This window comes from Mesorhizobium vachelliae (assembly GCF_033977325.1).
GTDB classification, from domain to species: Bacteria; Pseudomonadota; Alphaproteobacteria; order Rhizobiales; family Rhizobiaceae; genus Mesorhizobium; species Mesorhizobium vachelliae.
On sequence record NZ_JAVIIR010000002.1, the window covers coordinates 354,301 to 375,655 of the forward strand.

Consider the following 21,355-nt stretch of genomic DNA (forward strand, 5'->3'; position numbering starts at 1 on the left):
TATTCGACACGACCGGCGGAAGGGCATCATGGCCTTCCGCACGGTTACCAGTTCCGTACGAGGCAGATGTCGCAGAAGAGCATTCTCTGCAGGGCAAGGTAATGCACGCGCCAGCCCAGATTGGCGCAGAACCAGTTGACTACCTGAACGATGCCATATGGCGAGTTGGATGCCGGATCCGCCATGATGTAATCGTTAAAGACAAGATAGCCATACTTCGAAAGCTTCCGGGCTGCGATTTCCGCGTCGCGCAGAACCCCTTCAAGCGTGTGATCCCCGTCAATGTAGATGATGTCGTAGAGTTCATCAGGCTGCTGAGCCATGAGTTGACTGCTGTCGCCCTCAAAAATACGCATCCTGCCGCTTGCCAGGTCACTGGCGAAGCGCCTTTCATAGAATTGTCGGTGCGTTTGGCCGCGAAATGTCTCGGCGGAAGGCCGTCCCCAGATCGTCTCGATTTCGTGCAGCCGGAAAATATCGAATGCATCGAAGCGGGTTGGTTCCAGCGTGCGAAGGACGCGCTCTGAAAAATCTCCGAACGCCACGCCGATCTCCGCGAACTTTCCGCCTCGAGGCAAGGTAGCCAATGCATCCTCGCGTGTCGCAAAGACCCGAGCATTTTCCACGTGCTCCTGAGCTAACGAAACGGGATCGTTGGATATTTTGGCGGGACTGTCGGAAGCCGGCATGGACACTCGCTTGCTCTTGCCCTCGTTGGCGGATGTCAAACGAGGATTCCTCCAAATCTGGGCACCATCGACCTCGGCCATCAGTTCCAGGGACTCTTTGCTGGGATCGAAGGCGAAACGAGTCGGTTTTTCGTTCTCCAGAACCCACCCAGCCCGGTGAAGCGTTCCGATTAGTGCGCCGTCGAGCAGGCGGGAGTGCGTGCCGATGACCAACCACTTTGCGCGCTCGTTAAGGTGTTCGACACTACCGGCCACGAGATCCGCTTCCCAGCCCTGCACATCGATATGGACAAGATCCCAGACCGGCCGGCGAGCGAGAAGATCTCGGAGCGGGAGAACATCAACGTCGATATAATCATTGACGGCGTGAGGGATGTAATCGGCGTCGTCCTTATTCACTACGCCATCACTATCGCGGATGGGCCGACCGCCGCCAGCATTGGCCGCGTCGCTGATCCTAGGCCAACGGGCATGCCCTCCTTTGGCACCCACCGCAGCGCGAAACAGACTATGCGCCTCAGGATCGAGACCATTGTCGATGAAATGCTGACGCATCAGTTCGAACCGGCCAGGATCAGCCTCGATCCCGAGCAGATGAACATCCTTGACACCGAGGTGCGAGCAGGCAACGGCACCTGCCGCCAGCCAAGGGCCCCAGCCGGCGCCGAGTTCCATCATGGAGAAACTATCCCTGGCAGAGGCAACGGCTTTGAGCAGGCCAATCCACTCGACCGCTTCGAACAGGTCATGCGGAACGGGTCGCCCCAGAACATGTCCGTCAAACTGCCGGGCAATGTTCCAGAGCGAGGTGGTCCGCGTGCGCGTACCGAGGAAGTCCGTCACGAAGCCTGGTTTCGGCTCCGGCCTCACATCCTTGAAAAGATCGAAGACCCACAGGTCCTCGGCGGTGTAGCCCGCGTATACTTCTCCCGGCGTGGGGGCGAGCGGCGTACCTAAGATGCTCGCCGGAGCTGATGGAGGTTGAGGCGCCAGCCTGACCTCCAGGGCGGGGACCGGCGCTGCAATAGCCGTTCCAGCACCTCTGCTTGAGGCATCGGCAAGAACAACATCAAGCTGGCGCAGTCGCTCTAGGGTCTCCGTCGCTGTGTGAGGAAGGTAAATCAGTCTCTTGAAGTAGCGAAAGGCCTTGGTCGGCAATGAGGAACGTTGAGTCATGGTGCTGTCGCTTCAATCTCGAATTCAAAACATTTGCCATTCCGGCGCCCCGCGACCGGAACCGATATTTCCTTGAAACCCGCTTCGTGCAAGAGCGCGCGGAGACTTTCAGGTGTGAACAGGTTAAAATGGTAGTCACCATCATAGTCTTGCGCGCCGTAAGTTACCTCGCGAAAGTCGTCGAACGACATCGTACCGGCCGCCGTTGCCTGCACCATGGCAGCTGCATCCGGCGTCACGACCTTGAACGCTCCACCCGGGCGAAGCCGGCTGCGCCAATAAGGGAGTAGCTGCCGACGCATGGTCTCAAGAGGGAAATGCTCGATCAAATGCGCGGAAAAAATTTCGTCCACACTAGACTCTTCGAACGGCAGAGCACCGACGTCAGCAACGACATCGACGCCCGGCAGATCGCGTGAATCCACATTGATATAGTTTGGAAGCGCTATGTGGCCACAGCCTAGGTTGAGGCGCAGTCGCCTTTCGACGCGCGCCGTCTCATATTTATCGGCAGAAATGATCCGAGGCTCAATCTTCCGAGTTCCCGTACCAGTTGGAGCCGAATTCCTTCCAGATCCGTGATTGAACTCGAAGAGCACTTCACGGCGAACGAATTCCATGCGCTCCCACAGCGAGCCGATGGCCGCATCGGCGTTATTGGCGCGCGTCTCTGCCGCGTCGGCGCGCTGCGACAAGGTGGAGGTGATCTCCTCTAGCCGCTTTGAGAGGGATGCGATTTCGTCGCTGGTGCACCGCGAGCGCGTCTCGGCCAATTCGTCCATGCGCTTGGAGAGCGCAGTGACTTCATGGGAGACGGCCGGGACGCTCGCCATCGCATTCAGGAAGGAGGGGATGTGTTTTTGCCAAGCCTGCTCGATCTGGGCCGTCCGGGCATCGAGCGGTGCAGCCTTGGCTTCAAGTGACGAGAGGCTACCCTCAATCAGTGCAAGGCGACCCTCAATCGGTGCAAGGCGACCTTCAATACGAAACCATATCCTCCTCCAAAAAGGCCGTATAAGTGGGAGCAAAATTGTCTTAACGGTCTGCTTCATAGCGCTATCGATCTCCACACCGTCGCCCCAAAATTGCTGTCAAATCCGAGATTGCACATCTGCGTCCGCAGTCGTTCGTGTTAATTGGAAGACTCTTAACCGAAATAAGCGGGTATGACCGTATCCGCAGACCCATCCATCCGCACACGACCGTGTTCCATCCACAGAATACGGTTGCAATTTTTCTGCAGCAACTCGCGCGAGTGGCTGGCAAGGACCAGTATCTTGGTTGTGTCGACGATCTCGCGAAGTCGCTTGTCGGCCTTGTGCTTGAAATCCTCGTCGCCGGTGGAGAGCCATTCATCCATGACAAGTATTTCCGGCCGGATCGACGTGGAGGTCGAGAAAGCCAGGCGAAGCTGCATGCCGGACGAGTAGGTCCGGAATGGCATATCGAGGAATTCGCCCAATCCGGTGAACTCGGCGATCTCGTCGAATTGTTCCCGCAATTGTTCCGGCCGCATGCCCATCATGGCCGCACGCAGCTTGATGTTTTCGCGGCCTGTCGCTTCCGGATCGATGCCCAGCGAGATGTTGATGAGCGAAACGCACTCGCCGTGAACAACCGCGGATCCGCTTGTCGGCCTATAGATGCCAGACAGCACGCGCAGCAGCGTCGTCTTGCCCGCCCCGTTGTGGCCGACGAGGCCGATCCGGTCTCCCTCCTTCAGGGAAAGACTGACATTCTCGAGCCCGCGCACGATGACATGGCCGTCCCCCCGACGGTCGATCGCGCCTCCGGTCGCGACGCTAAGCACCCGGTTCTTGAGAGAGCGGCTTGCCGCGTTGAACACCGGAAATTCGACCGAGACGCTGGTCAAAGTGATGGAAACCATAGGAACTCAAAGCCAATAGGGAATACGGTGACGGTAGCGGCCGAACAGGAGCAGCGCGACCGTCCAGCCGACGACCGCGAACGCCATGCAAGCCACCCAGCTGGTTGTAGGCGGTAGCTCACCCAGAAGCGGTTCCCGCACCACGCCGATGAGATGGTAGAAAGGGTTAAAATCCAGAAACAGCTGCGAAATTCCTTGCGGGAGCGTCCGTGCCATCCACATGACCGGGGTCAGGTACATAATGACCAGTAGGAGATTCTGCATCACTTGCGTCATGTCGCGGTAGCGGGCACACAGCACGCCGAGGGTGAGCATGATCCAAAGCAAATTAAGCGATAGAATGACAAAGCCAGGCAGAGCCAAGAGAACGTGCCATGACGGCATGCGCCCGACGGCCAGGAGTACGATAGGGTATATTACGATGTTGTGGCCAAGAATGATCGCGTTGCGGTACAGCGTCCGCAACACGTGAGTGAACAACGGCATGCGCACCTGGAGGATGATGCCCTCGGCGCCAATGAAGGCGGTGCACCCCTCATTGATCGAGGTCGAAATGAAACTCCAGAAAATCAAACTGACGCAGATGTAGGGAAGAAATTCCTGCATCGGAGAACGGAAGAGCGTGCCGAAGACGAACCCGAGCGCGCCGATCAGGACACCCATGTTGACGGTCAGCCAAAACGCTCCGACCCGAGAGCGCCGGTAACGCTGCGCCACGTCCTGCCAACTGAAAGTCGTCGCGAGGTGATGCTTCACCAGCGCGGCGCTTATGTCGGCAAGGGCTTCTGCAAGGAAGCCCGTTTTGGTTGGCGACATGTGTTGAGATGTCCCGATCGTGTGTTCCTGAGCCAAGCTGTGCGTGACAGGTCGATCCATAGGCGCTCTGATTGCCTCGCTATATGATCTCTATCTCCGGGAACGGGAAGATGAACTTGCCCCCGTCCGCAAGGTATTCGCGTTCCCGGCGCAGGATGCCGTCCTTGAAATGCCAGGGCAGGACCAGAAAATAATCCGGCTTCATCGCCCGCGCTTCCGCTTCGGAAATGATCGGTATGTGCGTTCCGGGGGTCATGCGACCGAACTTTTCCTGGTTGACTTCGGCAATCGCCGGGATTTCGGCCGCCGTGAAGTTGCAGAACTGCAGGACGACATTGCCCTTGGTCGAGGCACCATAGCCCAGCACCTTCTTGCCGTCGGCCACCAGTGCCCGAATGAGGCGCGACAGGTCGTCCCTGTGCCGGAACACGCGCTCCTCGAAGTCGCGGAACGGCCGCGGCGTGGACAGCCCCATGCGGTCTTCCTGCTCCAGCAGCCAATCGATGACCGCTTGGTCCGTTTTGAGGCTCTTGTTGCCCTTGTGGGCGGCGGTGACGGCAAAACTGCCGCCGTTGATGTTGTTCATGACGACATTGACGATCTTGAGGCCGGCCGCCTCCAGGATCCTCGCGACGACTCCGAGAGAATAATATTCGATATGCTCGTGGCAGATCGTGTCATAGGAGTTGAGGCGAAGCATGGAGGGCATGTAGCTCTGCTCGAAATGCCAGATACCGTCCTCGGCGAGCACCTCGGAGACCTGGCGGGCAAAAGCGATGGGATCTTCGAGATCATAGAACATCGCGATCGACGTGACGATTTTGGCGCGCTTTTGCGAGGCACCACGGTATGCTACGGCGGAGAAGAAATCCGGCACCAGCTTCACATCGTCCGGATAATACTGCGCAAACTTCTTGCCGGTCGGATCGATACCGATTCGGGTCAGCCCCGCGGTCGAGTAGGCCTTGAGGGTCGTACAGTCGTTGCTCCCGATATCGAGAACGACGTCACCACCACTCGGAGAGGCAAGCCTTTCCAGGAACCTAACCTTGTGCGTCAGATGATCGACCATCGACTGGTTGAGGCCTGAGCGATAGCCGTAGTTGTCCCCGTACATTTCGCTCGGCTCATAGGAATGTCTGAGCTGCAAGAGCCCGCTGGAAGGAGACCAGACCAATTCGAGCGGCCCTTTGGTAACGGGCTCGGAGGCCGATTTCGGAAACACGCCTGTCAGCGCCTGCTCGCCGAGATTGAGCACTGAGACGAGATCCTTTTCCTTGCCGACACGGCAGGCCTCGATGGCGTGATAACTTACCTCGTTCATGATTTCTGTACTCTCAAGTCGTTGACCGGGGGGCGGGTTGCCTGGCTTGCTGTAAGCCAATCCAACGCCGTTTATGCTTGGGTCACGCGTGCACGGCAGTTACTCAGAACCGCATCAAGGGTCGCCTCGAAGCGGTGTATCGGCGCCCAGCCAAGTTGCTCGCGAGCGCGGGTTGCGTCTCCGACGACGCGCGGCAGGTCGCTCGGCCGCAGCCGCAGGTGGTCTTGCTCCGTGGCGATCTTGACGCTGCTTTGCGCCAGGAGCCGCTGCAAAATATTTCCCATCCGCCACGATATGCCGGATGCCACATTGAAAATCGTGTTCGGTGCGAGATCGGCGCTTCTCAGCACCACGCGCGCATAGGCGCTGGCGACATCGCGCGCGTCCAGGAAGTCCCGCTCCGCATCCAGATTGCCGACCCGAATGACCCGGGGAGCGAGGCCTGCTTCGATCCGCGCGATCTGCATGGCAAAGGCCGGCACGGCAAATGCTTCCGTTTGACCCGGCCCTGTGTGATTGAAGGGGCGCAGGCGAATACATTTGAGACCGCGACGCGAGAGCGCCCCCAACGCGAGATCGGCCGCTGCCTTGGTGACGGCATAGTCATCGACAGGCGCAAGCAAAGCGTTCTCGTCGAGGGGCAGGCCCGCTTTTGCACTTTCACCGTACACCAAGCCCGATCCTACGTGGAGCAACCAGCATTCCGGTGCCTTCTCGAGGATGGCGTGCGCTACGTTGAGCGCGCCCTGCACATGGATGCGCCAGGTGTTTTCAGGGTCTGCCTGCGCGGCTCCAAGCGCCGCGACGGCAGCCAAATGGACGACATGCGTTGGTCGATGACGAACGATCGCGTCTTGGACAGCAATCTTGTCAGTCACGTCCAACGCTTCGATCTGGCCGAGCACGGGATGTGATCCTCCATCCTTGGAGGTCGCAATCACGGCTATGTCGCTGCCGCAAATGCTGCGCAGCGCAACGAAAACATAAGGGCCGACAAAGCCCCTCGCGCCCGTGATCAAAACCCGCATGCCGACCTCGTTACCCTCGGCGCATTGCGTATGCCAGCGGACATCGTGACTACCGCCAGATGGATCAGCGCAATGGGACGCACCTGATGGACAACCGCCTCGACCACATCACCGCCCGACTGGCCGCGTATGACGTTCCAGATCCGCATCCACCATCTCGCAGATCATTTCTTCCAGCGAGATTATGGCTTCCCAGCCCAGCTTCGTTTTTGCCTTGGCCGGGTTGCCGAGCAGCACTTCGACTTCCGCCGGCCTAAACAGGTCGGGATCGATGACAAGGTGGTCATCCATCTTCAGGCCCACATGCTCGAACGCGATCCGGCACATGTCACGCACGGTCGTCGTCCTGCCTGTAGCGACAACATAGTCGTCGGGTTTGTCCTGTTGCAGCATCAGCCACATGGCGCGGACATAGTCCTTCGAATGGCCCCAGTCGCGCTTGGCGTCGATGTTGCCGAGCCGTAATTCCTTGGCCATGCCTTTCTTGATCCGCGCCACCGCGTCCGTCACCTTGCGGGTCACGAATTCGATGCCGCGAAGCGGCGATTCGTGGTTGAACAGGATGCCGCTCGAGGCGTGAATACCGAAGCTTTCACGATAATTGACGGTGATCCAGTGGCCATAGAGCTTGGCGACCGCATAAGGGGAGCGGGGGTAGAAGGGCGTGGCCTCCGACTGCATCGGCTCCTGGATAAGACCGTACATCTCTGACGACGAGGCTTGGTAGAAACGCGCTTCGGGAATTTCGAGGCGTAGCGCTTCGAGCACATTGGTGACGCCCATGCCGGTGACGTTGCCCGTCAGGATCGGCTGCTGCCAAGACGATTTGACGAAGGATTGAGCGGCAAGGTTGTAGACTTCGTCCGGCCTTACGTCGCGCATGGTTCGCGCCAGACCGGACAGATCCGTCAGGTTGCCGTCGACGATCCTGACATCCTTCTCGATGCCGAGCCATTTCAGGCGCGTGGTGTTGACGTCGGCCGTGCTCGAGCGCCTTGCAAGTCCATGGACCTCATAACCCTTGGCAAGCAAAAGCTCCGCCAGATAGGCGCCGTCTTGCCCGGTAATGCCGGTTATCAATGCTGTCTTTGTCATCAACGCTCTCGATATCTTTGTTCCGCTCCGGCCCTGCGAGCCGATGAACCGTCAGGCCCGGCCATAAACGTCATCGAACCGCACGATGTCGTCTTCGCCGAGATATTCCCCGCTTTGCACCTCGATCATCACGAGCGGCAGGATGCCCGGGTTTTCCAGGCGATGCTTGTGGCCGCAGGGGATGTAGGTGGACTGGTTGATCGTGAGCAGGATCTCGCTTTCGCCGTTAACGACCTTGGCGGTTCCGCTCACCACTACCCAGTGCTCGGAGCGGTGGTGATGAGCCTGGAGGCTCAGGCGGGCATTTGGCTTCACTTCAATCCGCTTGATCTTGAAGCGGTGTCCTTCCTCCAGCACGGTATAGGTGCCCCATGGGCGATGCACCGTGCGATGCAGCGTCGCCGTCTCGTGGTTCGCCGCCTTAAGGCGGGTGTAGAGGTCCTTCACCTCCTGCGCCTTGTCCTTGTGCGCGACCAGAAGCGCGTCCGGCGTGTCCACGATCAAAAGATCCGAGACGCCGACAAGACCGACCAGCCGGTCCTCGCTGTGCACATAGCAGTTCGCCGCATCGTGCAGGATTGCCTCGCCAGTGGCGCGGTTGCCCTTGTCATCGGCCGCAACAAGCTCCGACAGCACGGACCATGAGCCGATGTCCGACCAATCGAAACCGCAGGGCACGAAACCCACGTTACTTGCTTTCTCCATCACCGCATAGTCGATGGAAACGGCGGGAACGGCCGCGAAGCTGTCCCTATCCACCTCAACGGTAAGTCTGTCGGTGCTGTCCGCTGTCCTGCCTTTCTCGAGAGCCCTGCGCGCATTAGACAAGATGTCCGGGCACAGGTCCTGCATGGCTTCGAGCATCGAGCGGGCCGTGAAACAGAACATGCCCGAGTTCCAGAAGAAACGGCCGCTGGCGATGAATTGGGCCGCCGTGGCCGCATCCGGCTTTTCCACGAACCGAAGCACTCTATCCCCCTCGGCCTCGACGTAGCCAAAGCCCGTCTCCGGGCGGTCAGGCTTCACGCCGAATGTGACGATCTGGCCGGAGGTCGCAAGCGCCGCCGCTTTCGCGACGCTCGCACGGAAGCCGGCCTGATCAACTATCAAGTGATCCGCGGGGAGCACGACCAGGATGGCGTCCGGATTCTCATGCGCGACATGCAATGCCGCGAGCGCAACCGCGGCCGCGGTGTCGCGGCCGAACGGCTCCAGCAGGAAAGTGCTCTTCACGCCCGGAGCCGCCACCTCCAAATATTCATCGGCGGTGAGAAACAGCAGGTCGCGGTTGGTGACCGTCAAAATCTGATCGACGCCTTCAAGCTCCACGGCGCGCGCGTAGGTCTTTCGAATGAGCGTCCCGCCGTCCGGCAGCGGGATAAAGGGCTTGGGATGCAATGCGCGGGAAATCGGCCAAAGCCGGGAACCGACGCCGCCGCTTATGATGACAGGGACGAGATTGATCAACTTCAACTTTCCAAGATTTGAGCTCGGCCAAGGCTGAGGCCCCAATCGAGCAATTCGTCTGCGCGGGATTCGGCTTTTGCTTCGACATAGCAACGCAACTCGGGTGCGTTACCCGATGCGCGAAAATGCACAACCTCACCGTTGTGGGCGGTGATACGCACACCATCACGGTTGTCAATATCGGCAACGCCCCCAAGAGCCGCAAAGATCTCGCCGGCATAAGCTGCATCACTCGCCAACTTGCCGAGGAAGGACGCGCTGTTTTCTGTCGGCACGCCTTCGAGCCGACCGCTTGCGCCGGCGAGAAAGCGAAAGTCGGCCGCTATCTCCGCGAGCGGGCGGCCGGTCTTTGCAATCGCCGAAAGCATGCAAAGGATTGGCAATACCGAATCCCGTGTCTGCAAAGCCGGAAGGGTGCGCCCGCCTTTCTCGACGGGCGAGCCGAGCAGAACGCCGCCATTCGCCTCGAACCCGACGACACATTTTCCGCCCTCGGCGAGAGCGGTCGCGATACCTTCAATGACGTAGGGCGAACCCACGCGCGTGCGGACCACTCTGGCAAAATAACCGCAACGTTCCAGGCTTGAGTTGGAACTGACCGGCGTGACAACGCAATCGGCACTCAAGAAATGCGCAGTGATGGCACCTACAAGATCGCCGCGAACGAAACTACCGTCGGCGTCCGCCACGAGCGGCCTGTCGCCGTCGCCATCAGTAGACACGATCGCGTCGAGCGGTTCCGCCGCCGCCCAGTGCTTGAGCAGCGCTACGTCTTCCTGCCTGAGCGCCTCGGTATCGACCGGAATGAAATGCTCGGCCCTGCCCAGAGCAACCGTCTCGGCGCCCAGTCCGCGAAGAACATCGACAATGATGTCTCTGGCCACGGAAGAATGCTGATAGACGCCGACGCGTAGACCAGAAAGACTGCCTTTTTCAAAGAAGCCCAGAAAGCGATCGATGTAGCCCTGGGACGGCTCGGCGCCTAACCGCACGGCATCAACCGCCGACAGTGACGAAACGGCATTTCCCATGGCTGCATGGATTTCGATGATGTCGCGTTCATCACGCTTGTCGATCTCGCCGTCCGCCCGGTAAAATTTGAGGCCATTTCTGTCGTCGGGAATGTGACTGCCAGTCACCATTATTGCTGGAGCGTTTTCGCTGCTGGCGTGAAGCGCGAGCGCGGGCGTAGGCAAGACGCCGCAGTCGACCGGCACCAACCCGGACGCGGCGATCGCCGCATGAACAAGCTGCGCGATGTCGGGACTGGACGCACGGAGATCACGCCCGACATAGACCTTCGAGCCTTCCTTCAACGCGCCCCGATCCTGCAGCATGCGCGCGAAGGCGACCGTGTAAGTGTACACCGACGGTCCCCGAAGCTCGCTGACGAGACCGCGCAGTCCACTGGTACCGAATTTCACAGTCACCGTCTGCCCTCCCTTTCGAGGAAACTCGACGCGGCGAAAGTTAGGCAAACTGACATCGTTTTCGTGCGGCCTGCGACAGCACTTCGGCGGATGCGGAGCATCGGACAATGCATCGCTATAGATCAAAGCCGCTCGAGCGACTTGCCGCATATTCTGATTCAATATTAGATATATCTAATATCAATTGATAGAGGAAGGTTCCTCTATCTTCAGCAAGGATAGTGCCTTTCAAGAAGGTCTCCTTGAGTTGCCGAGCCCCCCGGCCCCGCAAGCTGCCCGTGCTTAGGTTTCGCGGCGTGGCTTGTCAATCTCTGCCTGAACCTACGCACAGCCGGGCTGACCCTAAAGCGCGTCGCGATCTTTCAGATTCGCTCCACGCGCTTCAGGTTTTTGATTTTACGCATGTCTTTATCCCGAAACCGGTTCCCACTTTCGGGAGACATGCTTTAAACAACGCAGGCTGAGACAGCGGATACACGGCCTCGTCCGCTATTCCGCAGGGATCCAAGCCATTCCAATCGGAAGATGTCCTATAACGACCTCGACCGATGCTCGCCAATGCGGCGCCTGCCATCCGAACACGCCTGCGAACTTCGCGCTCGACAGCCGCGAATTGGCCGGGCGCCTGGCTTTCGTCGGATAGTCCGCCGTCGCGATATCGCGCACTTTCGCGTGCGGGCCACCAAACGCCCGGCTTGCGTCGAGGATGTGACGAGCAAAGCCGCTCCAGTTGGTCTCGCCCTCGCCCGCCAGATGGTAGACGCCGAAGGCGGCGAAATTCCTGTCCGCTTGCAGCCTCGCGCCCGCGCGCAGAATCGCGTCGGCAATGTCGAGCGCCGATGTCGGATTTCCCCACTGGTCGGCGACGACCGAAATCTCGTCGCGGTCGCTGGCCAGCCTCAGCATGGTCTTGACGAAGTTCTTGCCGAAGGGGCTGTAGACCCAGGCCGTGCGCAAGATGAGGTGGCGCGGGTTGGCCGCAGCCACGGCCTCTTCGCCGGCGAGCTTGGAGGCGCCATAGACGCCGAGCGGCGCGGTCGGGTCGGTCTCGACATAGGCGCCGTCCTTGGTGCCGTCGAAGACATAGTCGGTCGACAGATGGATGACGGACACGCCGAGCCGGGCCGCGGCTTCCGCCACCTTGCCGGCGCCGGTCGCGTTCACCGCGAAGGCCAGGTCCTTCTCGTCCTCGGCCTGGTCGACGGCGGTGTAGGCGGCGGCGGAAACGACGATGTCCGGCCTTGCCGCTTCGAGTGCCGCGAGCACCGTGTCGGGCCGCGCAAGGTCGAGCGCCGGCCGGCCGACGGTGACGACCTCGACGCCGTCGCGGCCCCGCGCCGCCTCGACAAGGCTTGCGGCGACCTGGCCCTCGCGTCCGGTGACGGCAAGCCTCACGTGGCCACCTTCCTGCTCTCGGCCGCGTTCCCGGCCGGGCTGCTTTCGATCCTTGCATTTACGATCGGGGCGTTTTCGACCGGGGCGTTTTCGATCGGGCGTGTCTCCGCCGCGGTCCGGCCCAGCCGCTCGCCGGCGTAGCGCTGCTCGCGGATCGGCCCCCACCACCATTTGTTGTCGAGATACCAGTCGACGGTCCTTGCCAGGCCGCTGTCGAAATTCTCCCGCGGCGCCCAGCCGAGGTCGCGCGCGATCTTGGAGGCGTCGATCGCATAGCGGCGGTCATGGCCAGGGCGATCGGTGACGAAGGCGATCAGATCGCGATAGCGCTTGCCACCGGCGCGCGGCCGCCTCAGGTCGAGAAGATCGCAGATCGCCTCGACGACACCGAGATTGGTGCGCTCGGAATTGCCGCCGACGTTGTAGCTCTCGCCCGGCCGGCCCCTGGTGGCCACCAGCTCCAGGGCACGCGCGTGATCCTCGACGAACAGCCAGTCGCGCACATTGGCGCCGGCGCCGTAGACAGGCAGCGGCTTCTCGTCGAGCGCGTTGAGGATGACCAGCGGGATCAGCTTTTCCGGGAAATGATAGGGGCCGTAATTGTTCGAGCAGTTGGACAGCACCACCGGCAGGCCATAGGTCTCGTGCCAGGCCCGCACCAGATGGTCGGAAGCCGCCTTCGAGGCCGAATAGGGCGAGGACGGCGCATAGGGCGTTTCCTCCACGAACATGCCGCCATCGAAAGGCAGGTCGCCGAACACCTCGTCGGTCGAGACATGATGGAAGCGGAAGCCGGCCTTGCGCTCCTCGGAAAGGCCGCGCCAATATTCCAGCGCCGCGTTCAGGACGCGGTAGGTGCCGACGATGTTGGTCTCGATGAAGGCGCCGGGACCGTCGATCGAGCGGTCGACATGGCTCTCGGCGGCGAGGTTCATGACGATGTCGATGTCGTCGCGGCGCAATATTTCCAGCACCGCGCGCTCATCGCAGATGTCGGCCTGCTCGAAGCGGTAATTGTGCGCGTTCTCGATCGGCCTCAGCGAAGCGAGGTTGCCGGCATAGGTGAGCTTGTCGAGATTGGTGACGCGGTAGGCCGGATTGGCGCACAGATGCCGGCACACGGCCGAGCCGATGAAACCTGCACCGCCGGTGACCAGAAAATTCATGCCGCCGTCCCTCCTCACGCGAACACCTCCGCCAGGCCGAGCAGGGGTGCGTTGCGGTCCTTGTCGGAAAGCTGAAAATCGCCGGCGAGCGACGGCCACCCAATGCCAATGGCGGGGTCGTCGAAACGGATCGACCGGTCATGCTCCGGCGAATAGGTATCGGTGACCTTATACAGAATCTCGGTGTCCGGCACGAGCGTGACGAAGCCGTGCGCATATCCCTTGGGCACCAGGATCTGGTTTCCTTTCTCCGCCGAGATTTCCAGCGCCGACCATTGACCGAAGGTGGGCGAGGAGCGGCGAATGTCGACGACGACGTCGAACACGCTGCCCCGCACGACCCGCAGCAGCTTGTCCTGGGCGCGGGGCGGCAGCTGATAGTGCAGGCCGCGCAGGACGCCGGCGGCCGCGGAATAGGAATGGTTGTCCTGCACGAAGGTCAAGCCGATGCCGGCCTGCGCAAACCGCTCCGCGTTCCAGGTCTCGCAGAAAAAGCCGCGCGCATCGCCATGTCGTTTCGGCACGATCTCCAGCACGCCCTCCAGGCCGAGCGTCCTGACCTCAAGCACGTTGATCCTCCATCAGATCCGCGACTCGCCTGCGCAGATAGGCGGCATATTCGTTCTTGCCGAGGCGCGCCGCCCGTTCCAGAACCTTGTCGGCGTCGAGCCAGCCCTGCTCGAAAGCGATTTCCTCGGGGCAAGCGACCTTGATCCCCTGGCGGTGCTCGATGGTGCGCACAAAAAACGATGCTTCATGCAGGCTGTCATGCGTGCCGGTATCGAGCCAGGCATAGCCGCGGCCGAGCCGATGGACGTGCAGTTCCCCACGCTCGAGATAGGCGTTGTTGACTGCTGTGATCTCGAGCTCGCCGCGCGCCGATGGCCGGATCGTGGAAGCGATGTCGACGACCCTGTTGTCGTAGAAATAGAGACCGGTGACGGCCCAGTTGGATTTCGGCTTGAGGGGCTTTTCCTCGATCGTCAAAGCCATGCCGGTGGCCTTATCGAACGAGACAACACCGTAGCGCTCAGGATCCTCGACATGATAGGCGAAGACCGAAGCCCCGCTTTCGCGCGCGGCCGCCGTCCGGCAGAGCTTGGACAGGCCGTCGCCGAAATAGATGTTGTCGCCGAGGATCATCGACACGTTGTCCTTGCCGATGAAATCGCGACCGATGATGAAAGCTTCGGCAAGGCCATTGGGCTGCGGTTGCTCGGCATAGGACAGCTCAAGGCCGAATTCCGAGCCGTCGCCGAGCAAAGCCTGGAAAACCGGCAGGTCGCGCGGTGTTGAGATCACCATGATTTGGCGTATCCCTGCGAGCATCAGCACGCTCAGGGGGTAATAGATCATCGGCTTGTCGTAAATCGGCAGGATTTGCTTGGAAACCGCTATTGTGAGCGGATAGAGGCGTGTTCCGCTGCCCCCGGCCAGGATTATTCCCTTCAACAGGCTCTCCGTCGAGCTGCCGGGGCGCTCAGATATCAAGATGCCCGCGGTCGCGTTTCGTGTGTCGGCTCGTCCGTTTATGCCCTAGCATGTACTAATATCGGATTTAACGCCGCCACTTGCAGCCAAATGCGATTGGGCGCTTGCGGACGCGAAAAAGCCGGCGGGCGTTCGGCCCGCCGGCTTTTTCTTGGTTCAGGCTCAGCCGCGCTTGAGCAATGCCCACACGGCCGGCACGAGGCTGGCGGCCAAGGCCACCTTGATCAGGTCGCCGACGACGAAGGGCAGGACGCCGAACTGCCAGGACTTTTCCGGCCCGATGAGGATCGCCAGCCAGGCAAAGCCCATGGCCATCATGACGACCTCGGCGGTCAGCATGGCGCCGAACAGCTTCAAGGGATTGCGGTCCCAGCCGCGATCGGCAGCCCAGCCGACGATCGCCGCCATGGCCACGAAGCCCGCAAGATAACCGCCCGTAGAGCCCAGCATATAGGCGATGCCGATGCCTTTTTCCGGCGTGCCCTGGAAGACCGGCAAGCCAAAAGCGCCCTGCGCGAGGTAGAGAAGGAGCGTCGCGACAGCAAGGCGCAGGCCGAATGCCGAGGCGATCAAAAGCACGGCAAGCGTCTGCAGCGAAATGTCGACCGGGCCGAGCACCACCTTGGTCTTGGCCGAGAGCGCCAGCAGCAGCGTTCCGACGAGCGCCAGGAAGAGCTGGGTCGCGAGCCGGGCAGCACCCCGATCCGGCAAGGTGAGAGAAACAAGCGGACGCATCGTGGTTGCAATTGCCATGGTCTTCCCCGTTGTGGCTGATTTGCCGGCTGAAGCGCGCCGCGGAGAAACGGATTTCAGGCAACGCGCTTCAAAATTTGTCTTGATGCATGGCGTTCTCCCGAAACCGCTGCGCACTTTTGGGCGACATGCACTTATTTTCCTATATTGGCTTCCGTGACGGGCGGCAATCACTTTGCCGCATTGCAACGGAGCACACCGGCATGGCCCTTGAATTCGACACCAGTTTCGATCCGGCCTATGGCCGGGCGGTCGCGGTTGCGCCTGACGTGCTGCGCATCACCGCCCGAAATCCGAGCCCTTTCACCTTCCACGGCACCAACAGCTATCTCGTCGGCCGCGACGTACTGGCGGTAATCGACCCAGGACCGGAAGACGATGCCCATCTCGAAACGCTGCTTACGGCGATCGCTGGCCGACCGGTGAGCCACATTTTCGTCAGCCACACGCATCGCGACCATTCGCCGCTCGCGGCGCGATTGAAAGAGCTGACCGGCGCGCCGACGCTTGCCGAAGGTCCGCATCGGCCGGCCCGCGCTTTGCGCATAGGCGAGGTCAATCCGCTCGACGCCAGCGCTGATCTCACCTTCGTTCCCGATATCGTGCTGGCCGATGATGCGCTGACTGAGGGCGACGGCTGGGCAATCCGCGCCGTGCTCACGCCCGGCCACACCGCAAACCATGCCGTGTTTGCCCTCGAGGGAACCGGCAGCCTATTTTCAGCCGACCATGTCATGGCCTGGTCGACCTCGATCGTCGCGCCGCCGGACGGCGCCATGGCCGACTATATGAGTTCCCTCGACAAGCTCTTGGCGCGCGACGATCGCTTGCTGTTGCCGGGCCATGGCGGAGCTGTGACCGCGCCTCAAAGGTTCATGCGCGGCCTGAAGACGCATCGCAAGATGCGCGAAAGGGGGATCCTGGAACGTATCCGCGCCGGAGACCGGACGATCACGGAAATGGTCGCGGCGATCTATCGCGACACCGACCCGCGGTTGCACGGCGCCGCCGGGCTGTCGGTGCTTGCCCATCTCGAGGATCTGGTCGCGCGCGGACTGGTCGTAACGGAGGGCGATCCGGCCATAGACGGCGTTTTCGCGCCCGCCGCGTGATCACTCTGCCGGCGCCGCGCCGACCTGCCCGGCGACCTCCTGGTCGAGCTCGCCAAGGAAATTCGTGATACGGGCGGCATTGTCGCCGAGGTCGTAGCGGCCGTAGCGCGAGGCCGAACGCATGTCGACGATCACCTGGTCGCCGTCGTCGGTGACGCGGATGGCGACGTCGGCCGGCAGTCCGAGCACGAATCCCTTGGCCAGCGCGTTGATCGTCGCCTCGCTCTGCCCGTTGATGTCGGGATAAGGCGCCGTCAGTTGCCAGTCGCGGCGGTCCAGCACGGTTTCGACGGCGTCGACCACGGTTTCGAAAGGCAGATTGTAGCTGCGCCCGTTCACCAGCGGATAGGCATCGGCCTGCAGGCTCTGTTCGCCCGGCGTCGGTGGCGACAGCTCGTTCATGTCCCCGGTGCGGTCGCTGGTGTCCAGCGCCGGCGGATCGTCGAGATCGGTCGAGATGTCGCGCAGCGGCGGGTAGATCGTCGCCCAGTAGACTGCGACGCCGTAGGGCACCAGCACCAGCAGCGCCAGCAATGCGCCGATGCTGAGATCGCGGCCGCCGCGATCGCCGAAGCTCCAGACCCGCGACAGGGCAAGGCCTGCCAGCAACAGGGCAAGCGCCGCCAAGAGCGCCACGACCGCCAGCACCCACAGGAAAGGCGGCGTCTCGACGAGACCCAGCCTGTAGGCGGCAACGACGGTAAGCAAAAGGACTAGAGAAAATGCCCCGATCCGCCGCGACCAGCCGGCCGCCCTCGACATCTGCCGTTCAGGAATTGTAGCCATCGTCTGCCGCATTACCCCAGTCCGAACCGAGACTTAGAGGTTTTTGGCGCGGGCTTGAAGCCGAAAGATCGAACATTTTTCGTCAATCCGTCGGCAGGCGGTAATCCTTGAACTGAGCGCGCAAACTGGTCTTCTGGATCTTGCCGGTGGCGGTGTGCGGAATTTCGCCGACGAAGGCTACGTCGTCGGGCATCCACCACTTCGCCACCTTGCCGCTCATGAAGGCGAGAATGTCGCCCTTGGTCGGCTCCCTGCCCGGCTTGCTCACGATGACGAGCAAGGGCCGCTCGCCCCATTTGGAATGCGGGATGCCGATGGCCGCCGCCTCCGCCACGTCCGGATGGCCGACGGCGAGGTTCTCGAGATCGATGGTCGATATCCACTCGCCGCCGGATTTGATGACGTCCTTGGCGCGGTCCGTGATCTGCATGTAGCCGCTGGCGTCGATATGGGCGACATCGCCGGTGTCGAACCAGCCATCGGCATCGAACTGCTCGGCGCCGGCGCCGCCATAATAGGCGCGGGCCACCGCAGGGCCGCGCACCTTGAGATGCCCAAAGGTCTTGCCGTCCCAGGGCAGCGCGTTGTTGTCGTCGTCGGTCACTTTCATCTCGACGCCGAAGGGCGAAAAACCTTGCTTGGCCTGAACATCGAGCCGTGCCTCGCCGGTCAGCGTGTCATATTGCGGCTTCAAGGTGCAGAGCGTGCCGAGCGGCGACATCTCGGTCATGCCCCAGGCATGCACCACCTGCACATCGTAATCGTCCTGGAACTTGGCGGTGATGGCACGCGGACAGGACGCCCCGCCAATAACGACCTTCTTCAGATAAGGCAGCTTCCTGCCGGTCTCCTCCAGATATTGCAGCAGCATCATCCAGACAGTCGGCACGGCTGCGCTGAAGGTCACCTTTTCGGTGTCGAGCAATTCGTAGATCGAGGCGCCGTCCATCTTGCAGCCGGGCATTACCAGCTTTGCGCCGATCATCGGTCCGCTCTGGCCGAGCCCCCACGCGTTGGCGTGGAACATCGGCACCACAGGCAGGGCGACATCGCGCGTCGAGAGGCCCATGGCGTCGGGCATGGCGGCAATCATGGCGTGGAGGACATTGGAGCGGTGGCTGTAGAGGACACCCTTCGGGTCGCCTGTCGTGCCCGAAGTGTAGCACATGCCGGCGGCGGTGTTCTCGTCGAAGGTCTTCCAAGCGAAAGCACCGTCAGCCTCGGCCAGCCATTCCTCGTAAGCGACGGCATTTGCCAGCGACGTTTGCGGCATATGCGCCCGGTCGGTCAGCACGATCACCCGTCGCAGCGATCGGACCGCGCCGGCGATCTTTTCCAGGAGCGGCACGAAGGTAAGGTCGACGAAGATCGCCTTGTCCTCGGCATTGTTCATGATCCAGGCGATCTGCTCGGGAAAAAGCCTCGGATTGAGCGTGTGATAGATCGCGCCGATGCCCATGATGCCGTACCAGGCCTCGATATGGCGGGCCGTGTTCCAGGCAAGGGTCGCGATGCGGTCGCCGAGCCGGAAGCCGTCGCGCTCCAGCCGTTGTGCCACCTTCAGCGCCCGGTGATGGATTTCGGCAAAGGTCGTGCGCACGATCGGGCCTTCGATCGACCGCGACACGACCTCCCGGCTGCCGTGCTGGCGTTCGGCATGGTCGAGCAGCTTGTGACAAAGCAGCGGCCATTCCTGCATCAATCCGAGCATCAGTTCCTCCCCTTTGCGCATTCGCGTCATCTGTTTCACGCATTGTGGAACGAACCGGCGGTTTGTCCAGCCGCCATAAGTCGAAGCTCGTGGATGGATCGAAGAACCGGAAAAACCGCCATAATCCGGCCATCGTCGCCGTTAAGTTTCATTAACGGGCTGGGTGAGATTGGCGAATGGAGTGGTTCGCATGGACGCGCAGCTCGACGATAAAGCCCTCGAAAGCACGCTTGCCGAAAGTCTGGACGATCTGGCGCCGGACACCAAAACCGTTTCCGAAGATGAATTTGCCGAAGTCGTCGGCGGCGCGCTGGAGGCCGTCGGCGGAACGCTGCTGTTCAAGATGCGCGTTGAAAACGGCGCAGAGGGCGAACATGTCGCCGCCGCCTGCATCGGCGAGGCCGGCAACCGCCAGTTCCTGCTGCTCACGCTGCCGACGAGCGGCGGCGCGCTCAAGGTCGAAACCGCGGCGCGGAGCACCAATCCGGTCGCGGGCATTGCCGCCGCCTATGCCGGCCTCATGGATGCCTTCAAGACGGCCGCCTGACGCCTGGAAACGGACGTTCAATGAATGGTGATGAAGCCAAGCGGGGTCGCGCGCTTGCGCGATAGGCTTGGCCGACACATGTAAGTCTTTCCCGAGAACGTTTCACCGTTTCATGGAAACGACGAAACGCTCTCTTTTTGTTTGATACAATTCCGGACGGAAAGGCGCTTCGCACTTTTCTTGGAATTGCTCCAGGAGACCATTCATGGACAAGCCCGCCAACCCCGCCCCCGGCTTCCAGCGCAACCCGGACAAGGTGATCACCGTCGAACCCTACCGCGGCCGCGTCACCGTGCGCGCGGGCGACACCGTCATCGCCCGGTCGACCCGGGCCAAGGTGCTTTCGGAGCCACCCTACCCGGCCGCCTTCTACATCCCCTTCGACGACATCGACTTCAGCAAGCTCTCCGGCACCGAGCACTCCACGCATTGCCCGTACAAGGGCGATGCCAGCTACTGGAGCGTCCAGTCGGCCGGCGAAGCCGGCACGAACGCGATGTGGGCCTATGAACGGCCATTCGACGAGATGGCCGAAATCCGCAATCACGGCGCGTTCTACACGAACAAGGTGACGGTCGAAGCCACGCCGGGCTGAGCCCTTGGAGTGGCCGCCGGGCAGTGCGATCAGTCCGTCGTGCCGTCGTTGCCCACGCCTTCGGCATCGTCGAGGCGCACGAAGGTCATGCCCTTCTGCTTCAAGGCGAGCAGGCCCTGAACCACGCCCTCGCCCGCGGCATGGGTCGGCTGGTTGATATGGGCGATGATGACGTCGCCGTCCTTGGCGGCGCCGATGCGGCGCGCCGTTTCCTTGGCGCCGAGCAACGAGCCGCCGTCCCCATTGACCGAGAAGCCGGCGATCTTGAAGCCCAGCTTGCGGATCATGGCGATCGCCGAGGGGCTATATTCGGCGGTGGCGCCGCGGAACCATTTGGGCGCCGGCCCGCCGGCATCGGCCAAGGCGGTGGCGCCGGATTGAACCTCGGCCTGCACGGCGTCCGGACTGCCGGCGCTGCGGATACCATAGATCTTCCGCGGCGTATCGACCGCTGGAATGTGGCGGCCGCCATGGTTTTCCAGTTCGAACAGGTCGGGATGCGCGCGCATGATCTCGAGGGCTTCGGCATTGCGCTTCAGCCAGATGCCGGTCACGAAGATCGTCGCCGGTATGCTGTTGTCGACAAGCGCCGAAAGGATCCTGGTGTCGGTCTTGCCGCCGCAGGCATCGAGCGTCAGGGCGACGCGACCGCCGCTGCCTTCAACGCCCTGCGGCTTCAAATGCAGCGTCGGCTCGAGCAGCGTGGCGGCATTGGCCGCTGACGCGGCGAACAGCGCCAGCGCGCAAAGGGAATTTCGAAGCAGACCCATCATCCGTTACAACCGCCACGTTCGCGCATTCTCCGCGCCGCGTCAAAAACCTGTCTCTACAAGACCGGCATCTAGGCGAAAATCGGGACGGCAAACAGTGCAAAAAGCAGTCGTCG

20 protein-coding genes are annotated in these 21,355 nt (G+C 61.5%); 3 read left to right on the top strand and 17 right to left on the bottom strand.

All coding sequences use genetic code 11. The features are described from left to right. Positions 1-44: 44 nt before the first annotated feature. The 14 genes from RFM41_RS05285 to RFM41_RS05350 form a co-directional block, all read right to left on the bottom strand. Complete coding sequence (locus RFM41_RS05285) at positions 45-1,865, bottom strand: class I SAM-dependent methyltransferase (RefSeq protein WP_320246488.1); 1,821 nt, start codon at positions 1,863-1,865, stop codon at positions 45-47. Further along, positions 1,862-2,917, bottom strand: a complete 1,056-nt coding sequence (locus tag RFM41_RS05290) for a class I SAM-dependent methyltransferase (protein WP_320246487.1) — start codon at positions 2,915-2,917, stop codon at positions 1,862-1,864. The genes RFM41_RS05285 and RFM41_RS05290 overlap by 4 nt, the downstream gene beginning before the upstream one ends. A gap of 95 nt (positions 2,918-3,012) precedes the next feature. Next, positions 3,013-3,753: an ABC transporter ATP-binding protein gene (locus RFM41_RS05295; RefSeq protein ID WP_320246486.1), complete on the bottom strand. Its 741-nt coding sequence runs from the start codon at positions 3,751-3,753 to the stop codon at positions 3,013-3,015. A 6-nt stretch (positions 3,754-3,759) separates the two neighbouring features. Beyond that, the gene (locus RFM41_RS05300; protein WP_320246485.1) at positions 3,760-4,569 is read right to left on the bottom strand and encodes an ABC transporter permease; all 810 of its coding nucleotides are present in this window, start codon (positions 4,567-4,569) and stop codon (positions 3,760-3,762) included. A gap of 79 nt (positions 4,570-4,648) precedes the next feature. After that, positions 4,649-5,893 carry a class I SAM-dependent methyltransferase gene (locus RFM41_RS05305; protein ID WP_320246484.1) on the bottom strand — a complete coding sequence of 415 codons (1,245 nt, stop codon included), beginning with the start codon at positions 5,891-5,893 and terminating at the stop codon, positions 4,649-4,651. A gap of 71 nt (positions 5,894-5,964) precedes the next feature. Further along, positions 5,965-6,921 carry an NAD-dependent epimerase/dehydratase family protein gene (locus tag RFM41_RS05310; protein ID WP_320246483.1) on the bottom strand — a complete coding sequence of 319 codons (957 nt, stop codon included), beginning with the start codon at positions 6,919-6,921 and terminating at the stop codon, positions 5,965-5,967. A gap of 108 nt (positions 6,922-7,029) precedes the next feature. Beyond that, positions 7,030-8,016, bottom strand: a complete 987-nt coding sequence (gene gmd / locus RFM41_RS05315) for a GDP-mannose 4,6-dehydratase (protein ID WP_320246482.1) — start codon at positions 8,014-8,016, stop codon at positions 7,030-7,032. Between the two features lie 51 nt (positions 8,017-8,067). Continuing rightward, positions 8,068-9,480, bottom strand: a complete 1,413-nt coding sequence (locus tag RFM41_RS05320) for a mannose-1-phosphate guanylyltransferase/mannose-6-phosphate isomerase (protein ID WP_320246949.1) — start codon at positions 9,478-9,480, stop codon at positions 8,068-8,070. A gap of 5 nt (positions 9,481-9,485) precedes the next feature. Further along, positions 9,486-10,913, bottom strand: coding sequence for a phosphomannomutase (locus RFM41_RS05325; RefSeq protein ID WP_320246481.1), 1,428 nt, complete (start codon positions 10,911-10,913; stop codon positions 9,486-9,488). A gap of 489 nt (positions 10,914-11,402) precedes the next feature. Next, entirely contained in the window at positions 11,403-12,308 is a 906-nt protein-coding gene (rfbD, locus tag RFM41_RS05330; RefSeq protein ID WP_320246480.1) for a dTDP-4-dehydrorhamnose reductase, read from the bottom strand. Next, a complete protein-coding gene (rfbB, locus tag RFM41_RS05335) occupies positions 12,305-13,474 on the bottom strand; it encodes a dTDP-glucose 4,6-dehydratase (protein WP_320246479.1) in 1,170 nt (389 codons plus the stop codon). The genes rfbD and rfbB overlap by 4 nt, the downstream gene beginning before the upstream one ends. Positions 13,475-13,488: 14 nt before the next feature. Further along, entirely contained in the window at positions 13,489-14,043 is a 555-nt protein-coding gene (rfbC, locus tag RFM41_RS05340; protein ID WP_320246478.1) for a dTDP-4-dehydrorhamnose 3,5-epimerase, read from the bottom strand. Beyond that, the gene (rfbA, locus tag RFM41_RS05345) at positions 14,036-14,926 is read right to left on the bottom strand and encodes a glucose-1-phosphate thymidylyltransferase RfbA (protein ID WP_320246477.1); all 891 of its coding nucleotides are present in this window, start codon (positions 14,924-14,926) and stop codon (positions 14,036-14,038) included. The genes rfbC and rfbA overlap by 8 nt, the downstream gene beginning before the upstream one ends. A 201-nt stretch (positions 14,927-15,127) precedes the next feature. Beyond that, positions 15,128-15,718 (bottom strand): biotin transporter BioY, encoded by a 591-nt coding sequence (locus RFM41_RS05350; RefSeq protein WP_320246476.1) that lies wholly within the window; start codon positions 15,716-15,718, stop codon positions 15,128-15,130. 203 nt (positions 15,719-15,921) lie between these two features. On the opposite strand from RFM41_RS05350, the gene RFM41_RS05355 reads away from it, so the two are divergent. Continuing rightward, a complete protein-coding gene (locus RFM41_RS05355) occupies positions 15,922-16,830 on the top strand; it encodes an MBL fold metallo-hydrolase (protein WP_320246475.1) in 909 nt (302 codons plus the stop codon). Here the strand turns inward: RFM41_RS05355 and RFM41_RS05360 are convergent, their stop codons facing one another. Next, positions 16,831-17,616 (bottom strand): DUF1499 domain-containing protein, encoded by a 786-nt coding sequence (locus RFM41_RS05360; protein ID WP_320246474.1) that lies wholly within the window; start codon positions 17,614-17,616, stop codon positions 16,831-16,833. It abuts the gene before it with no gap. 82 nt (positions 17,617-17,698) lie between these two features. Further along, positions 17,699-19,327, bottom strand: coding sequence for a fatty-acid--CoA ligase (locus tag RFM41_RS05365; protein ID WP_320246473.1), 1,629 nt, complete (start codon positions 19,325-19,327; stop codon positions 17,699-17,701). A 190-nt stretch (positions 19,328-19,517) separates the two neighbouring features. Between RFM41_RS05365 and RFM41_RS05370 the strand changes: the two genes are divergently transcribed. Both RFM41_RS05370 and RFM41_RS05375 read left to right on the top strand, forming a co-directional pair. Further along, on the top strand, positions 19,518-19,874 hold the full coding sequence (locus RFM41_RS05370) for a hypothetical protein (protein WP_320246472.1): 357 nt from the start codon (positions 19,518-19,520) through the stop codon (positions 19,872-19,874). Between the two features lie 205 nt (positions 19,875-20,079). Then, a complete protein-coding gene (locus RFM41_RS05375; RefSeq protein WP_320246471.1) occupies positions 20,080-20,469 on the top strand; it encodes a DUF427 domain-containing protein in 390 nt (129 codons plus the stop codon). Between the two features lie 29 nt (positions 20,470-20,498). Here RFM41_RS05375 and RFM41_RS05380 read toward each other — a convergent pair whose 3' ends face one another. Next, the gene (locus RFM41_RS05380) at positions 20,499-21,242 is read right to left on the bottom strand and encodes a polysaccharide deacetylase family protein (RefSeq protein ID WP_430708733.1); all 744 of its coding nucleotides are present in this window, start codon (positions 21,240-21,242) and stop codon (positions 20,499-20,501) included. Positions 21,243-21,355 lie beyond the last annotated feature (113 nt).

Excerpts from the sequence above, each read along its gene's own strand:
- RFM41_RS05365 (WP_320246473.1), bottom strand. The coding sequence starts at position 19,327 with ATGCTCGGATTGATGCAGGAATGGCCGCTGCTTTGTCACAAGCTGCTC.
- RFM41_RS05300 (WP_320246485.1), bottom strand. The coding sequence starts at position 4,569 with ATGTCGCCAACCAAAACGGGCTTCCTTGCAGAAGCCCTTGCCGACATA.
- rfbB (WP_320246479.1), bottom strand. The coding sequence starts at position 13,474 with ATGAATTTTCTGGTCACCGGCGGTGCAGGTTTCATCGGCTCGGCCGTG.
- RFM41_RS05305 (WP_320246484.1), bottom strand. The coding sequence starts at position 5,893 with ATGAACGAGGTAAGTTATCACGCCATCGAGGCCTGCCGTGTCGGCAAG.
- RFM41_RS05375 (WP_320246471.1), top strand. The coding sequence starts at position 20,080 with ATGGACAAGCCCGCCAACCCCGCCCCCGGCTTCCAGCGCAACCCGGAC.
- RFM41_RS05295 (WP_320246486.1), bottom strand. The coding sequence starts at position 3,753 with ATGGTTTCCATCACTTTGACCAGCGTCTCGGTCGAATTTCCGGTGTTC.
- RFM41_RS05350 (WP_320246476.1), bottom strand. The coding sequence starts at position 15,718 with ATGGCAATTGCAACCACGATGCGTCCGCTTGTTTCTCTCACCTTGCCG.
- RFM41_RS05355 (WP_320246475.1), top strand. The coding sequence starts at position 15,922 with ATGGCCCTTGAATTCGACACCAGTTTCGATCCGGCCTATGGCCGGGCG.
- RFM41_RS05285 (WP_320246488.1), bottom strand. The coding sequence starts at position 1,865 with ATGACTCAACGTTCCTCATTGCCGACCAAGGCCTTTCGCTACTTCAAG.
- RFM41_RS05360 (WP_320246474.1), bottom strand. The coding sequence starts at position 17,616 with ATGGCTACAATTCCTGAACGGCAGATGTCGAGGGCGGCCGGCTGGTCG.
- RFM41_RS05310 (WP_320246483.1), bottom strand. The coding sequence starts at position 6,921 with ATGCGGGTTTTGATCACGGGCGCGAGGGGCTTTGTCGGCCCTTATGTT.
- RFM41_RS05370 (WP_320246472.1), top strand. The coding sequence starts at position 19,518 with ATGGACGCGCAGCTCGACGATAAAGCCCTCGAAAGCACGCTTGCCGAA.
- gmd (WP_320246482.1), bottom strand. The coding sequence starts at position 8,016 with ATGACAAAGACAGCATTGATAACCGGCATTACCGGGCAAGACGGCGCC.
- RFM41_RS05290 (WP_320246487.1), bottom strand. The coding sequence starts at position 2,917 with ATGAAGCAGACCGTTAAGACAATTTTGCTCCCACTTATACGGCCTTTT.
- RFM41_RS05380 (WP_430708733.1), bottom strand. The coding sequence starts at position 21,242 with ATGATGGGTCTGCTTCGAAATTCCCTTTGCGCGCTGGCGCTGTTCGCC.